Origin of the sequence: Blautia marasmi, assembly GCF_900258535.1 — a bacterium.
In the GTDB taxonomy this organism is placed as follows: Bacteria; Bacillota; Clostridia; order Lachnospirales; family Lachnospiraceae; genus Blautia; species Blautia hominis.
Map to the genome: position 1 here is coordinate 3,863,191 of NZ_OIWX01000001.1, position 15,426 is coordinate 3,878,616.

Consider the following 15,426-nt stretch of genomic DNA (forward strand, 5'->3'; position numbering starts at 1 on the left):
ATGAAAATAGAAGTTCCTAAGAGAGTAAAAGAGATAATAGAAACCTTGCAGGAACATGGATATGATGCTTATGCGGTAGGAGGCTGTGTTCGTGACAGCCTCCTCCATTCATCTCCGGCGGACTGGGATATCACCACATCAGCCAAACCCATGGAAGTCAAGGAGCTTTTCCGCCGCACTGTGGATACAGGGCTGGCCCACGGCACGGTGACGGTTATGCTGGGAAAGGAAGGCTTTGAGGTGACAACTTACCGCATTGACGGAGAATATGAGGACAGCCGTCATCCAAAAGAGGTGGTTTTCACAGGAGACCTGCGGGAAGACCTGCGCCGCCGGGATTTTACCATCAATGCCATGGCCTACAATGACAGGGAAGGCCTGGTGGACGCTTTCGGCGGCATCCGGGATCTGGAAAAGGGAGTGATCCGCTGTGTGGGTGACCCTTACGAGCGTTTCACAGAGGATGCCCTGCGTATTCTGCGGGCAGTACGTTTTGCTGCCCAGTTAGGATTTTCCATAGAGGAGCGGACGAAAAAAGCAGCCAGGGAGCTGGCACCCACGCTGGCTAAAATCAGTGCTGAACGTATTGCGGCGGAGCTGACAAAGCTTCTTGTATCGAAAAATCCCCATCTGCTGAAAACAGCCTGGGAGGCGGGAATCACAAGGGTTGTTCTGCCGGAGTTTGATTCCATGATGGAAACCCTGCAAAATACACCTCACCACTGCCTGAACGTGGGAGAACACACACTGAAAAGCCTGGAGTATGTGGAGGCAGACAAAATCCTGCGTTTTACCATGCTTCTTCACGACACAGGCAAGCCGGCATCCAGAACCACGGATGAGAATGGCAGGGACCATTTTAAGGGCCACAGCCTGGAGAGTGAGAAGATCGCCAAGAATGTTCTTCAAAGGCTGAAGCTAGACAATGACACCATCTGTAAGGTGACAAAGCTGGTATACTGGCATGATTACAGACCCGAACCAAATCCAAGATCCGTCCGCAGGGCACTTAATAAGGTAGGGGAGGAGCTGTTTCCTCTGCTTTTGAAGGTGCAGTATGCGGATACTATGGCGCAGAGCGAGTACCTGAGGGAAGAAAAGCTGGAGCGCATCAGGAACGTGGAGAAGATTTACCGGGAGGTACTGGAGCGGAAGGAATGTGTTTCGGTGAAAATGCTGGCTGTGAACGGAAGGGATCTGATCGCAGCAGGAATGAAGCCGGGACCGGAAATTGGGCAGATGCTGGAGAGGCTGCTTCAGGTGGTGCTGGAGGAGCCGGGGAGGAATGAGAAGCAGGAACTGATGGAAATTGTTAAGGGGGAATTGCGGAGGTGAGGCGGCTCACGGACGCCCAAACATCCGGTACGGCATGAGGGCGCGGGAGGCAGGGATACACCCTGGCTCCTGGCTTCACTCCCCTCAGCTAACTTGCTCCCAGTTGTTAGTGCCGACCAACGTAAATACGCCATCTTACAGCACCCGCTATCCATGCCAGAACTGAGCCTGCGAATCTAGTCGTAGGCACCACTACGCCGTCGATTCGCAGGCTCACTTCTGACACGGATATCAGGCACTGTAAGGTGGCGTATTTACGCCGGTCGGCACTAAATTCGTCAGCAACGGCTTCCTCATTAATCAACTGGGGCAAGTGGATCTTCGGCTCGCTCCGCTAGACACTCGCCAGTCTGTATCCCTGCCTCCCGCGCCCTCATACCGCACCGGATGTTTGGACTGACGGTGGAAGACGTGAGGGTGATGAACGGGCAAGGTTTACCTGTTTATGATAGTGTAAAAGAAGCAACTATAGGAAAAGATATATTTGTTCAGATTCTCTGCCTCCTGGCTTACTTCATAATTTTGAATTGCCGTGTTACACTGGAAGTGATGAAACTGGCAAATAAAGGAGCAGTTTTAAATCCCTGTCCACCATTTTATCGTGGGGAAGAAGTTTCTGAGGATGTAATAAATTCAGAATATTTTGTGGGCTATGATTTTAAACGTTATTTACTCCAAGTTCAGCAAGCTGTCACCATATATTGTTTAACCATGTAAATTACCATTTCTTAATGTATTCTTATAACAATACCCTTTCCTCAAATATTTTCAAAAAAAGAAGCTCCCTTCCTATAAATAGCAGCAACGAAGAACCAAACATCGGTATCAAACCAAGCATCAATCCAACAGACAAGCCGAAAGCAGACCACGGTATGCCGAAAACCAGGCAGCAGACGGGGCGGGAAGGGCGGGCGGGGCAGCGGGTGGCGAGTGTCTAGCGGAGCGAGCCGAAGATCCACCTGCCCCAGTTGATTAATGAGGAAGCCATTGCTGACGAATTTAGCAACTGGGAGCTGGTTAGCTGAGGGGAGCGGAGCCAGGAGCCACCCGCTGCCCCGTCCGCCCTTCCCGCCCCGTCTGCTGTCGTCCGCCTGCACGCACCTACGCAGCACCTCTGCCGTCCGCCTGCACGCACCTACGCAACACCTCCGTCTGCTGCCGTCCCCCTGCACCTCCCACGCACAAATTTTTTTCACCTTCTACCATCCCCATCTCCTGCATAAAATAGAGAGGACACAAAGTAAAGGGGGACAAGGAAGTGTATGATAGGGGTCTCAGCGTACTGGAGCAATACGGTCTGGAAGCAAAATCCACATACCGCGGAAGAGGTGCACTCATCTGCGACACCCAGGCCGGTCTGGTTCAAATCCGTGAGTACAACGGTTCACCCAGAAAACTTGGCTACCAGGCCAAACTTCTGGAAATTGTAAGCACCCGCAACCAGATCAGCGTGGATTCACTCCTTCCGAATCAGGAAGGCGCATACGTCTCAACCGACAAAGACAACATACCCTATGTTGTAAAGCGATGGTACGAAGGAAGAGAATGTGACACCCAGTCTATGAAAGACATCAAACGCAGCGTAACAGCCCTGGCGAGTCTACATAAAACAATGAAAATGCCGGTCCAGACGCACTATGTCAAAGAGCCGCTTCTCATGGAATATGAAAGGAAAAACAGGGAGCTGCGGAAAATCCGCAAATTTGTCTGCCAGAAACGGCGGAAAAATGACTTTGAGCTCAGGTATCTTGACAGCATTGCCTGCTATCTGTGGCATGCAGAGGAGGCTCAGAGGAGGCTTAACAGCTCGGAGTATGAAGATCTGCGGTGCAGGTCCCTGGAAGCTGGGGATGTCTGCCATGGGGAATACAACCAGCACAATGTGCTGATGCTGGCACAGAATACGGCTGTCATTAATTTTGACCGCTGGCACTATGATGTCCAGATGGAAGACCTCTACCAGTTCATGCGCAAAATTTTGGAAAAGCATAACTGGGATCTGGAGATGGGAAGGCAGATGCTTCTGGCCTATCATGAGGAAAAACCTTTGAGTGTGCAGGAACTGGAAAACCTGCGCATCCGTTTTGCCTATCCGGAAAAATACTGGAAACTGGCAAACTACTACTACTCCCACAGCAAGGCATGGATTTCCGAGAAAAACTTGGAAAAATTGGAGAAACTCATAGCCCAGCACGATAATTGGATGAACTTTGTCGAAAATATTTCGGTATAAAGTTTCTGAAAACCCCTGTGCAATGTTTGAATTTTCATCAGTGATAGTGTATAATGTTATCCATAAATGGTTACGGTTCTGCTTTTTTACGTGAAAGGGGGCTGAAGCGTTATCCATAAAAGAAGCCGTCCGGCAGCCCATAGAGGAGTTGGTGCGTTGGACGGCACTATAAATCAACGTTGCACAGGGAGGTAGTAGAATATGGACTACAAAAAGCTTTATGAGGAATGGCTCTCCAACCCGTATTTTGATGAAGATACCAAAAAAGAGTTGAAAGCAATTGAGAATGACGAAAATGAAATAAAAGAACGCTTTTATAAAGAGCTGGAGTTTGGTACCGCGGGTCTTAGAGGTGTGATCGGTGCAGGAATCAACCGCATGAATATCTATACTGTGAGAAAGACCACACAGGGCCTTGCTAATTACATAGCAGCAGTGGACGGACAGACAAAGGGCGTGGCTATTGCCTACGATTCCCGCCGTATGTCCCCGGAATTTGCCAAAGAAGCAGCGCTGTGCCTGGCTGCCAACGGCGTGAAAGCCTATATTTTTGATTCCCTGCGCCCGACACCGGAGCTTTCCTTTGCTGTGAGAAAGCTTGGATGTATTGCCGGGATCAATATCACAGCCAGCCATAACCCGCCGGAGTACAACGGATATAAGGTTTACTGGGAGGACGGTGCCCAGATCACCCCGCCTCATGATACCGGAATCATGGATGAGGTAAAAAAGGTTACGGATTTCAATACAGTCAAGACCATGGATGAGGAAGCAGCAAAGGCAGCCGGCCTGTATCAGGTGATCGGACAGGAAGTGGATGACGCCTACATGGAAGAGCTGAAAAGTCAGGTCATCCATATGGATGCCATCAAAGCCATGGCAAAAGAACTGAAAATTGTGTACAGCCCTCTGCACGGCACAGGAAATATTCCCGCTAGACGTGTGTTAAAAGAGCTGGGATTTGAGAATGTATATGTAGTAAAAGAGCAGGAACTGCCGGACGGTGAATTCCCCACAGTCAGCTATCCGAACCCGGAGGCAGACGAAGCCTTTGATTTGGGCTTAAAGCTTGCAAAAGAGGTGGATGCAGACCTGGTGCTGGCCACTGACCCGGATGCAGACCGTTTAGGTGTCCGTGTCAAAGACGGCAAGACAGGGGAATACCACACCCTGACCGGCAATATGTCAGGCTGCCTGCTGGCTGACTATGAGATTGGCCAGAGAAAAGAGATGAATGGAGGACTGCCGGAGGACGGCGTCATGGTATCTACCATTGTTACCACCAATATGGCCGGTGCTATCGCAAGACACTACGGCATCCGTTTCATCGAAGTGCTGACAGGATTTAAATACATAGGCCAGCAGATCCTGGGCTTTGAGACATCAGGAAAAGGCACCTATCTGTTCGGATTTGAGGAGAGCTACGGCTGTCTCATCGGTACCCACGCAAGAGATAAAGACGCCATCGTGGCAACTATGGCCCTTTGCGAGGCTGCCGCATATTACAAGACAAAAGGCATGACACTCTGGGATGCCATGATCGCCATGTATGATAAATATGGCTACTACAAAGATGATATCCAGTCCATTACCCTGAAGGGGATCGAAGGCCTGGAGAAGATCCAGACCATTCTGGAGAATCTGAGAAAGAATCCGCCGTCTGCCATCGGTGCTTATCAAGTGACTTCTGCAAGAGATTACAAGGCAGACACTATTGTAGATATGGAGACAAAAGAAGTGAAGGCAACCGGACTTCCAAGCTCCAATGTGCTTTATTATGACCTGAATGATGATGCATGGGTATGTGTTCGTCCGTCGGGCACGGAGCCTAAGATCAAATTATACTATGGTATCAAGGGCACATCACTGACAGATGCAGACGAGAAATCCGCTGCACTTGGACAGGCTGTGAAGGAATTAATTGATAAAATGATGTAAAAAGGGGTATTTGCCCGAAGATTCCAAAAAATTTCCTTGGAAGCGCCATGTATGTGCTTGACAAACACAGGGAAAAAAGGTATAAATAACAGTAGGCTTCCACCGGGTAAGTGGTAAAAAGCCCTATGAGACTATGAAACTTATTGAGAAATAAGGGAGAATTCATTTAGGAGGAAATACTCATGAACAGAACAGAATTAGTTGCAGCTATGGCTGAAGCAACAGAATTATCCAAAAAAGACGCAGAGGCAGCTTTAAAGGCATTTATCGATGTAGTAACTGCAGAGATGAAGAAAGGTGAAAAAGTTCAGTTAGTCGGCTTTGGTACATTTGAAGTATCCGAGAGAGCTGCAAGAGAGGGAAGAAATCCTCAGACTGGCGAGACTATGACGATCGCAGCTTCCAAATCTCCGAAATTCAAAGCAGGCAAAGCATTAAAAGACGCTGTGAACGAATAAGAGAAAATGAGACTTGACAAGTATTTAAAGGTATCCCGTCTGATCAAACGCAGAACCGTTGCAAATGAGGCTTGTGATGCAGGGCGTGTCCTGATCAATGATAAGCCAGCTAAAGCATCTGCGCAGGTGAAGGCCGGTGATATCCTGGAGATCCAATTTGGCAGCAAGAATGTACGTGTGGAAATCCTGGACGTGCAGGAAACGGTGAAAAAAGAGGCGGCCAGCGAACTGTTCCGCTATCTTTGAGCAGCCAGGCAAAATCCCATAGAGAGACCGGTTTGGCAGATTTTCCTGCCCGTAACTGTGAAGACACCGGACAGTTACGTGGATCTAAATAAATAAAATCGGTATATTGTTTTTTAACCCCCCATATAATCTTTTGAGAGAGATATATGGGGGATTTGCTATTTTGGAAGAGAAGCAGTTGAAGACCGCACATAAGCTGCAGATGACTGACAGGGAAACGGGAAGCATTACCGGAGTGAAAGATGTGGTAGCTTTTGATGATGGGGAGATCAGTCTGATCACAAGCGCCGGTATGCTGACTATAAAAGGGTCTGAGCTCCATGTGACCCGCCTTGATCTTGATAAACAGGAGGTGGACATCGCAGGCCAGGTGGACAGTCTTGTCTACAGCCAGGGGACGGTTCTAAAGTCCAAGGGCGGAGACGGCATGTTAAAGAGGCTCTTTAAATAAGATGAGCGGCTATATGCAGCAGGAGCTGCTGTTTTTCTGCAGGACCTTTCTGGCCGGAGTCCTGCTTGCGGCAGCTTACGATATTCTCCGTATTTTCCGGAATGTCATATCCCACAACGATTTTTTTGTAAGCCTGGAAGACCTGCTGTACTGGTGCATGGCAGGCGTTTTTCTTTTCTCCGTCATCTATCTGGAAAATGACGGGGTCATACGGGTATATGCCCTTGCAGGGATATGCCTGGGCGCGCTGATCTATCATTGGGGCTTGAGCGGTTTTCTGGTAAAATATCTTTCCGCTTTTTTGTCAAAGCTGAAGTGTTTATTAAAAATACCGCTGAAACCACTGAACTACATAAGAAAAAGGTTGAAATTTTGGCTGTCAGGGGTTAAAATTTCTTTAACTAAACAAAAGTCGATACGAAAAGTCAGGAAGAGTCAGAATGAGAAGAAAAAAGAAAAAAAGCCTGCAAAACAAAATCGCCATGGCTAGCGTGACCTTTGTAGTAGGCGTTTTATTTATAGGTTTAATGACAGAAAGCAGCAGATTAGAAGGAAAAGTAGCACAATACGAGGCGAAAAAGAGCGAAGTCAGTGCTAAAATAAAAGACGAGGAAGCACGTACAAAAGAGATTGACGAGCTGAAAAAGTACATGCAGACAGACGAATACGCCAAGGAAGTGGCCAGGGACAAACTGGGGCTTGTGGAAGGAAATCAGATTATCTTTAAAGAGGAAGAATAAGGAACAGATTTTGTCTAAAAGTTTTTCGCTTTTACAGCGTGTTTTTGACAAAGATTGAAGCCAAAAGCATCTATAATACACCTTTGATAGCGATTGCTTATTCAGGGGAGGTAATACCAGATGCAGGAATGGATAATTGCCATGCTCGTGGTCAGCGCCCTGTTGATACTGCGGGACATGGCAAAAACTATTTTTTCAGACATGAAAAAAAGTGCAGCCACCTTGGTGTACGACCAGCATCCACAGAAAGAGAAAATGCAGCGCTATGCACGATCCTTCCAGAAACTTGCAGACAGCTTTTACGGTATGCCATACCGCAAGGATTACTTATCAGGCGGAGAGCTGGAAGAACTGGTAGAACAACTTAGAGAGAGACAGTGTAAGACATGCCCGGCAAACCATATCTGCTGGAAACAGCATTCCGTGCAGTCATACCAGAGAGTCTACAGCCTTTTCCGGGTTATGGAGGAAGGGGACGAGGAGAAGCTTCGGGTGGCGAAAACGGAATTGACAGGGGTCTGCATCAACCAGGGCAAACTTACGCAGGAAATGCAGAGGTTAATGGAGAGAGAACGACAGAATCTGATGTGGAATAATAAACTTTTGGAAAACCGGATTGCGGTTGCGGAACAGTTAGGAGAGATGGCACAGCTTATGAAAGTGCTGTCCAGGGATTTGTTCGACATTGTCCAGACGGACCCTGTATTCCGGGAGGAATTTGCCAAGAGACTGAAAAAGAAGCATATACTTCTAAGGAATGTCTGGATGCTGCAGCAGCCGGACGGGAAAATACAGTATTTCTGCGAGCTGCGCGCAAAGGGACAGGCCTGCATCTCCGCTTCAGAGGCGGGGGCAGTGCTCACTAAAATGTGCGGAAGCAGAATGACGCCGAAGGTGGAAGGCAAGACTCTGATCACAAGGGAGTTCACGGTTGTCCGTTTTGTGGAGGAAGTGAATTTCAAGATGCTGTACGGAGTGGCTAAGGTGACAAAGGAGAGGGAGACTATTTCCGGTGATAATTACATGTGTACCACAGAGGACAACGGCCAGTTTTTCATGTGCCTGTCCGACGGCATGGGTTCCGGCCTGGAGGCCTGCCGGGAGAGTGAGAATGTGGTGGACATGCTGGAACAGTTTGTGGATTCCGGATTTACCGGGGAGACAGCAGCCAGAATGGTCAACTCTGTTTTGAATCTCCAGACCAGGGAGGGAAAGTTTTCCACTGTGGATATTTCCATTGTGGATCTGTACTCCGGTATGTGCCATTTCCTGAAGGCAGGGGCAGCTACCACATTTATTAAGAGAGACCACTGGGTGGAGGCTATTTCCTCCACAAGCCTGGCGCTTGGACTGGTGCAGCAGGTGGATTATGAATCCACCAGCAAGAAGCTCTACGAGGGTGATTTTATCATCATGGTGACAGACGGGGTGCTGGATGCCCTGCCTCCGGAGAATGCGGAGGATACCATGAAAGAGATAATCCTGCAGACCCACGCAGAAGCGGCACAGGACCTGGGAAGAGGGATTTTGGAGCGTGTGCTGGCCCAGTGCGAGTACAAGGCTACGGATGATATGACAGTGCTTGCAGCGGGACTCTGGAAAAAGTAATGCGGAAAGGATTTCAATACCAAATGGACCAAGGAAAAAATATGGAGGAAAAGGTATTTTCTTATATAGAGCAGTACAGAATGATAGAAGCGGGCGACCGGGTGATCGTCGGAGTTTCCGGCGGGGCGGATTCGGTGGGCCTGTTGTTTTTGTTGTGGGAGTATCAAAAAAAGGTGCCGTTTTCCGTACAGGCAGTACATGTAAATCATCAGCTGCGGGGCAGTGAGGCGATGCGGGACGAGAAATATGTAGTCCGTATCTGCAGGGAGCGATCCATACCCTGCAGCGTGTATTCTTATGATGTGGAGCAGATTGCCGGTAAGAGACATATGACGGTGGAGGAGGCAGGACGGGCTGTGCGCCAGCAGGCTTTTCGTCTGGAGAGCAAAAAGGCGGGCGCAAAAAAAACAGCACTTGCCCATCACCGGGATGACCTGGCGGAGACGGTCCTTCATAACTTGGCAAGGGGAAGCGGTGCCGCGGGCCTTTCGGGAATCCATCCTGTGCGCCGGATGGGGGACGGAGTCTATATCCGTCCCCTTTTGTGTGTGGGAAGAAGTGAAATTGAAAGCTGGCTGCTAAAAAAAGACATCCCATGGATGGAGGACAGTACCAACAAAGAGCTGTCCTATACCAGGAACAGGATCCGCCAAAAAGTCCTGCCGGAGCTTAAAGCAGTCAATCCCAAGGCTTCAGAACACATAGCAAAAGCGGCGCAAACTTTTCTGTCCGTGGAGGAATATCTTAGGCAGCAGGCGGATATGCTTTATAGTAGGTATGTCAGAGAGGATCAGAGCGGACTTTTCCTTGCGGAGGAGATTTCTGCGGAGCATCCGGTAATGCAGGCTTATGTTGTGAAACGCGTGCTGGCATATCTGGCAGGCGGGGAGAAGGATATCACCTCCGTCCATGTGGAGGAAGTCTTGGAACTGCTGGGGCAAAGGACAGGGAGACGGAAATCCCTGGCACACGGCATTACGGTGCAGCAGTCCTACGGCAGTCTTCTGTTTTATAAAAAGGGAGATGGGGAAATTCCTCCAAAAGAGTTGGAATTCCATGTTTTTTCCTGGGAAAACCAGCAAATTCCGGAAAAAAAGTATACGAAATGGTTCGATTATGATAAAATAAAGGGAAACCTCACCGTGAGAAAACGGCAGCCGGGAGATTATCTGACTGTCACCTCAGCGGGAGGAAGAAAAAAATTAAAAGATTATCTGATAGACTGCAAGATTCCCAGGCAGGAGCGGGAGAACCTGACCCTGCTGGCGGACGGGTCCCACATCGTATGGGTGGTGGGCTACCGTATCAGTGAATATTACAAAATTACCGGGCAGACAAAGACAGTAATCAAAGTACAGGTCAAAGGAGAAAAGGAAGATGAGTGAAACAATCAGGCAGCTGATCAGCGAAGAAGACGTGGACAAAAAGATTCGTGAGATCGGAGAGCAGATAAGCAGGGACTATGAGGGCAGGCAGGTGCATTTGATCTGTGTGCTCAAGGGCGGAGTGTTTTTTACCTGTGAGCTGGCAAAGCGGATCAATGTTCCGGTGAGCCTTGATTTTATGTCAGTATCCAGTTATGGAGATGACACCAGTTCCAGCGGTGTAGTCAGGATCGTAAAAGATCTGGATGAGAGTATAGAGGGCAAGGATGTGCTGATCGTGGAGGATATCATTGATTCCGGCAGGACACTGAGCTATCTTATAGAGGTGCTGAAGCAGAGAAATCCTAACAGCCTTCGTCTCTGTACCCTTCTGGATAAGCCGGAGCGCAGAGTAAAGGATGTGAAAGTGGATTATGTCTGCTTTAATATCCCGGATGAATTTGTAGTGGGATATGGGCTGGATTATGCACAAAAATACAGAAACCTGCCTTATATTGGTGTGGTGGAATTATAGTGATATAAGGTGAAAGGAGAACATGACGTGAACAGACAGGCAAAAAGCTGGCTGCCCAGCGTCCTTTTGATCGTTGTACTGGTCATAGGCGCATACTGGATCTTCAGCCGGCAGCTCACAGTGAATAACGAGTACAGCGAGGCAGAATTTAAAGTTGCGGTAGAAAATGATCAGATTGTGGAAGTGTATATCCATCCCGAGAAAGTAAGTCCTTACGGCAAAGTCAGTGTGGAACTGAAAAACGGGGACCAGGAGCAGTTCAACACAACTGATGTCCAGAAGTTAAGTGATTTTCTGGCAGAAAAAGGGGTAGAACCCAAAGTAGGAGACGTGCCGGGGGACAATACCTTTATGTCTTCCATCCTTCCCCTTATTTTAGTGGGGATCATGGTCATTTTTGTTTTCAATCTAATGAGCCGGCAGATGTCAGGGGGCAGCAATGCCAAGATGATGAATTTCGGCAAGAGCCGCGCCAAGATGACTGTGGACAGTGAAAAGAGTGTCACATTCAAGGATGTGGCAGGACTCCAGGAGGAGAAGGAGGAGCTACAGGAGATCGTGGATTTCCTGAAAAGTCCTCAGAAGTATGTAAAGGTGGGGGCCAGGATTCCCAAGGGAGTTCTGCTTGTAGGCCCTCCGGGAACAGGTAAGACCCTGCTTGCAAAAGCTGTGGCAGGGGAAGCCGGAGTTCCGTTTTTCTCTATCTCCGGTTCGGATTTTGTGGAGATGTTCGTAGGTGTAGGTGCCTCCCGTGTGAGGGATCTGTTTGAGGAAGGCAAGAAGAACGCCCCCTGTATCATATTTATTGATGAGATTGACGCGGTTGCCAGGAGAAGAGGCACCGGTATGGGCGGCGGCCATGACGAGAGGGAGCAGACCCTGAACCAGCTTTTAGTGGAGATGGACGGCTTTGGCGTCAATGAGGGCATTATCGTCATGTCAGCCACCAACCGTGTGGATATTCTTGACCCGGCAATTCTGCGTCCCGGACGTTTTGACCGTAAGGTTGGCGTTGGAAGACCGGATGTGAAGGGCAGAGAAGAGATATTACAGGTTCATGCCAGGAAGAAACCTCTGGGTGAGGACGTGGATCTGAAAGAGATTGCCAGGACTACAGCAGGCTTTACAGGTGCTGATCTGGAGAATTTAATGAATGAGGCGGCTATCATTACCGCCAGGGACGGCAGATATTTCCTGACCCAGAAAGATATCCGCCAGGCATTTATTAAGACGGGGATCGGAGCGGAAAAGAAAAGCCGTGTGATTTCCGAAAAAGAAAAGAAAATTACCGCATACCACGAAGCGGGCCACGCAATTCTGTTCCACGTGCTGCCGGAGATGGGACCCGTGCACACCATATCCATCATACCCACCGGAATGGGTGCTGCAGGTTATACCATGCCTCTGCCGGAACAGGATGAAATGTTCAACAGCAGGAATAAAATGCTGGAGAACATCATTGTGGACCTGGGCGGCCGCGTAGCGGAGGAGCTGATATTCGGGGATGTGACGACAGGAGCCTCCCAGGATATCAAGCAGGCCACACAGCTTGCCCGTTCCATGGTCACCCAGTACGGTATGTCGGATAAAGTTGGGCTGATCAATTACGGTTCAGATGAAGATGAAGTGTTCATTGGCCGGGATTTGGCCCACGCCAGGAATTATGGCGAGCAGACAGCGGCTCTGATTGACAGTGAAGTAAAACGCATCATTGATGAGTCTTACGGCAAAGCAAAAGAAATAATCGGTGCACATATGAATGTTCTTCACGGATGTGTGGAGCTGCTGTTGGAAAAGGAAAAGATCGGACGGGAAGAGTTCGAGGCATTATTTCAGGAAAATGTGGTGTCAGAAAGCTAAAATGTAGGTTTGGGGGCAGGTTTTGTACAGATTTCCGAAAGAATAGGAGAGACGTATTTTTGATGAATGTGAAAATGGTCAAAAATTCGTTAAAAATTTATTTAAGATTGTGCACACTTTTTCCGTGCTGCATGGTATTATAATAACTGTAAAAACCCCCCAATACATTATATAGTTTTTGCTACACCCCATAAGAAGAAATACCTTCTCCAAAAGAGGCAGTCGTAAGACTGTCTCTTTTACTTTTCAGAGGGCAGAGCGTAAAAATTCGACTTTTATGGAAGGATTTGTACAAAAAGCGTCAATTTTTGCATAAAAGCATCCGTTTTCAAAAAGTAGTTGTATATGCAGCAAGGGTGGGATAAAATAGATTAATGATGGGAAAGTGTACCCACGACCGGTATTGATTAGAATTTCGCAGCTATGAGGTTACTGCATAGTTATAGTAATTCAGAAAAAGCAGAGATACAGGACTTTTTCGACTGAATGATGGAGAGGATGCATTATGAATTACGAATATATGAAGAATGCACAGAAAATTCAGGAGTATGTGACCAACATGCGTCCTGCTTTCAATAAACGTGCGGTGTTCAGTGATGAGACAGAAAATTACAGGACACCTTTTGAGCCGGAGCCGGGAGACGTTGTGAATGTAAGGATCCGCACAAAGAAAAATAATGTGGATTTGGTCTATCTGGTATACGAAGACAAGAAAAAAGTGATGGACCTGGCTGACTCCAGGGATGGCTTTGATTATTATGAGGCCAACATTCCCCTTGGTACTGAGACCGTCAGGTATTATTTTGAGATATATACAGGCAAGCTGAATTGTTATTACAATAGGATGGGCGTGGTGCGGGAGATCGACCCTCACTATTCCTTTGGTATTGTGCCGGGCTTCAAGACACCGGAATGGGCCAAAGGCGCGGTTATGTACCAGATCTTTGTGGACCGTTTCTGCAATGGCGACATGTCAAACGATGTGGTGACGGGAGAATACTGTTATATTGATGAACATGTTCAGAGAGTGGAGGACTGGTACCGCTGGCCCCAATCCATGGATGTGAGGGATTTCTACGGCGGAGATCTGCAGGGCGTCTGGGATAAGCTGGATTATCTGCAGGGATTGGGTGTGGATGTGATTTATTTTAACCCCATCTTTGTGTCTCCCTCCAATCACAAATACGACAGTCAGGACTATGATTATATTGACCCTCATTACGGGAAGATCGTCAGTGACGGAGGTGATTCTCTTAACTGGGGAGACAAGGATAATTCCCATGCCTCCAAATACATTAAGAGGGTGACAGACTACGAGAACCTGGAAGCCAGCAATGCGTTTTTTGCCAGATTTGTGGAAGAAGTGCACAAAAGAGGCATGAAGGTGATCCTGGACGGTGTGTTCAATCACTGCGGTTCTTTTAATAAGTGGCTTGACCGGGAGCGTATTTATGAGCATCAGCAGGGATATGAGAAGGGTGCGTATATCACAGGGGACAGTCCTTACCGTACCTTCTTCCGTTTCCACAATGAATATGACTGGCCGTATAATCAGTTTTATGACGGATGGTGGGGGCATGACACACTGCCGAAGCTTAACTATGAGGACTCCCCCATGCTGTACGAATATATTATGAAGATAGCCAGAAAGTGGGTGTCTCCCCCCTATAATGTGGATGGATGGCGGCTTGACGTGGCTGCGGATCTGGGACACAGCAATGAATATAACCATCAGTTCTGGAGAGATTTCAGACGGAATGTAAAGGAAGCCAATCCTGAGGCGATCATCCTTGCCGAGCATTACGGGGAGGCGAAATCCTGGCTGCAGGGAGACCAGTGGGATACGGTCATGAACTATGATGCATTTATGGAGCCGGTGACCTGGTTTTTGACAGGAATGGAAAAGCACAGTGATGAGTACAGTGAGGGGATGTTTGGGAACAGCGACTGCTTTATCAGTGCCATGCAGTATCATATGGCCAGTTTTTATGCGCCTTCCTTAATGACGGCCATGAATGAACTGTCCAACCACGACCATTCCCGCTTCCTTACAAGGACAAACCACAAGGTGGGCCGTGTAGCACATCTGGGGTCTGAGGCGGCAGAACATGAGATCAACAAGGCAGTCTTCAGGGAGGCTGTTGTCATGCAGATGACATGGCCCGGTGCGCCCACTATCTACTATGGAGATGAGGCCGGACTGTGCGGATTTACGGACCCGGACAACCGGAGAACCTATCCCTGGGGCCGGGAAGACAGGGAACTGATCCAGTTCCACAAGGACATGATCGCCATTCACAAGGAGAACCGGGAACTGATAGAGGGCTCCTTAAAATTCCTGGCAAATGATTACCAGCTTTTGTGCTACGGAAGATTTACGGACAGGGCAAAGACCGTGGTGGCTGTGAATAACAGTGATCAGACCAAGATGGTGGAACTGTCTGTCTGGGAACTGGGTATATCCAGAAGCAGAGAGGCACATTTTAAGCAGCTCATTGTGACAGGAGATTTTGGATACAGCCTTATCAAGAAGATCCATGTCTGTAAAGGCGGCGTTGTCCGGATGAGAGTTCCCTCACACGGTGCAATGGTCATTCGATGCGAAGTGGAAAAAAACAGCAGAAATGTATAAAATAAAAAAGTCCGGCTCAACCCTGA

General features: G+C 48.3%; 14 protein-coding genes. All 14 read left to right on the forward strand.

The features are described from left to right. The 14 genes from C6P39_RS16675 to C6P39_RS16745 all read left to right on the forward strand — a co-directional run bounded on the left by C6P39_RS16675 (position 1) and on the right by C6P39_RS16745 (position 15,400). Positions 1 to 1,335 carry a CCA tRNA nucleotidyltransferase gene (locus C6P39_RS16675; RefSeq protein ID WP_104804538.1) on the forward strand — a complete coding sequence of 445 codons (1,335 nt, stop codon included), beginning with the start codon at positions 1 to 3 and terminating at the stop codon, positions 1,333 to 1,335. Between the two features lie 402 nt (positions 1,336 to 1,737). Continuing rightward, positions 1,738 to 2,052, forward strand: coding sequence for a Rossmann-fold NAD(P)-binding domain-containing protein (locus C6P39_RS27770; RefSeq protein WP_207657136.1), 315 nt, complete (start codon positions 1,738 to 1,740; stop codon positions 2,050 to 2,052). A 541-nt stretch (positions 2,053 to 2,593) separates the two neighbouring features. Then, complete coding sequence (locus tag C6P39_RS16690) at positions 2,594 to 3,568, forward strand: CotS family spore coat protein (protein WP_065542825.1); 975 nt, start codon at positions 2,594 to 2,596, stop codon at positions 3,566 to 3,568. Positions 3,569 to 3,769: 201 nt separating this feature from the next. Next, complete coding sequence (locus tag C6P39_RS16695; protein WP_104804540.1) at positions 3,770 to 5,506, forward strand: phospho-sugar mutase; 1,737 nt, start codon at positions 3,770 to 3,772, stop codon at positions 5,504 to 5,506. A gap of 182 nt (positions 5,507 to 5,688) precedes the next feature. Then, positions 5,689 to 5,964, forward strand: coding sequence for an HU family DNA-binding protein (locus tag C6P39_RS16700; protein ID WP_018593723.1), 276 nt, complete (start codon positions 5,689 to 5,691; stop codon positions 5,962 to 5,964). 6 nt (positions 5,965 to 5,970) lie between these two features. Further along, the gene (locus tag C6P39_RS16705; protein ID WP_033143651.1) at positions 5,971 to 6,210 is read left to right on the forward strand and encodes an RNA-binding S4 domain-containing protein; all 240 of its coding nucleotides are present in this window, start codon (positions 5,971 to 5,973) and stop codon (positions 6,208 to 6,210) included. 163 nt (positions 6,211 to 6,373) lie between these two features. Further along, positions 6,374 to 6,661, forward strand: coding sequence for a sporulation protein YabP (yabP, locus tag C6P39_RS16710; RefSeq protein ID WP_095171438.1), 288 nt, complete (start codon positions 6,374 to 6,376; stop codon positions 6,659 to 6,661). 1 nt (position 6,662) lies between these two features. Beyond that, entirely contained in the window at positions 6,663 to 7,151 is a 489-nt protein-coding gene (gene yabQ / locus C6P39_RS16715; RefSeq protein WP_104804541.1) for a spore cortex biosynthesis protein YabQ, read from the forward strand. Further along, entirely contained in the window at positions 7,102 to 7,401 is a 300-nt protein-coding gene (locus C6P39_RS16720) for a septum formation initiator family protein (RefSeq protein ID WP_207657137.1), read from the forward strand. Before yabQ ends, C6P39_RS16720 begins: the two co-directional genes overlap by 50 nt. 120 nt (positions 7,402 to 7,521) lie before the next feature. Continuing rightward, positions 7,522 to 9,009 (forward strand): SpoIIE family protein phosphatase, encoded by a 1,488-nt coding sequence (locus tag C6P39_RS16725; RefSeq protein WP_104804542.1) that lies wholly within the window; start codon positions 7,522 to 7,524, stop codon positions 9,007 to 9,009. Between the two features lie 23 nt (positions 9,010 to 9,032). Then, entirely contained in the window at positions 9,033 to 10,394 is a 1,362-nt protein-coding gene (tilS, locus tag C6P39_RS16730) for a tRNA lysidine(34) synthetase TilS (RefSeq protein WP_242987066.1), read from the forward strand. Next, positions 10,387 to 10,908: a hypoxanthine phosphoribosyltransferase gene (gene hpt / locus C6P39_RS16735; RefSeq protein ID WP_104804543.1), complete on the forward strand. Its 522-nt coding sequence runs from the start codon at positions 10,387 to 10,389 to the stop codon at positions 10,906 to 10,908. The genes tilS and hpt overlap by 8 nt, the downstream gene beginning before the upstream one ends. Positions 10,909 to 10,935: 27 nt before the next feature. Beyond that, entirely contained in the window at positions 10,936 to 12,768 is a 1,833-nt protein-coding gene (gene ftsH, locus C6P39_RS16740; RefSeq protein WP_104804544.1) for an ATP-dependent zinc metalloprotease FtsH, read from the forward strand. Between the two features lie 505 nt (positions 12,769 to 13,273). Continuing rightward, positions 13,274 to 15,400: a glycoside hydrolase family 13 protein gene (locus tag C6P39_RS16745; protein WP_104804545.1), complete on the forward strand. Its 2,127-nt coding sequence runs from the start codon at positions 13,274 to 13,276 to the stop codon at positions 15,398 to 15,400. The last annotated feature ends 26 nt before the right edge of the window (positions 15,401 to 15,426 follow it).

Coding starts and splice junctions, on each gene's coding strand:
- C6P39_RS16675 (WP_104804538.1), top strand. CDS start 1: ATGAAAATAGAAGTTCCTAAGAGAGTAAAAGAGATAATAGAAACCTTG.
- C6P39_RS16695 (WP_104804540.1), top strand. CDS start 3,770: ATGGACTACAAAAAGCTTTATGAGGAATGGCTCTCCAACCCGTATTTT.
- C6P39_RS16700 (WP_018593723.1), top strand. CDS start 5,689: ATGAACAGAACAGAATTAGTTGCAGCTATGGCTGAAGCAACAGAATTA.
- C6P39_RS16705 (WP_033143651.1), top strand. CDS start 5,971: ATGAGACTTGACAAGTATTTAAAGGTATCCCGTCTGATCAAACGCAGA.
- yabQ (WP_104804541.1), top strand. CDS start 6,663: ATGAGCGGCTATATGCAGCAGGAGCTGCTGTTTTTCTGCAGGACCTTT.
- C6P39_RS16720 (WP_207657137.1), top strand. CDS start 7,102: ATGAGAAGAAAAAAGAAAAAAAGCCTGCAAAACAAAATCGCCATGGCT.
- C6P39_RS16725 (WP_104804542.1), top strand. CDS start 7,522: ATGCAGGAATGGATAATTGCCATGCTCGTGGTCAGCGCCCTGTTGATA.
- tilS (WP_242987066.1), top strand. CDS start 9,033: ATGGACCAAGGAAAAAATATGGAGGAAAAGGTATTTTCTTATATAGAG.
- hpt (WP_104804543.1), top strand. CDS start 10,387: ATGAGTGAAACAATCAGGCAGCTGATCAGCGAAGAAGACGTGGACAAA.
- C6P39_RS16745 (WP_104804545.1), top strand. CDS start 13,274: ATGAATTACGAATATATGAAGAATGCACAGAAAATTCAGGAGTATGTG.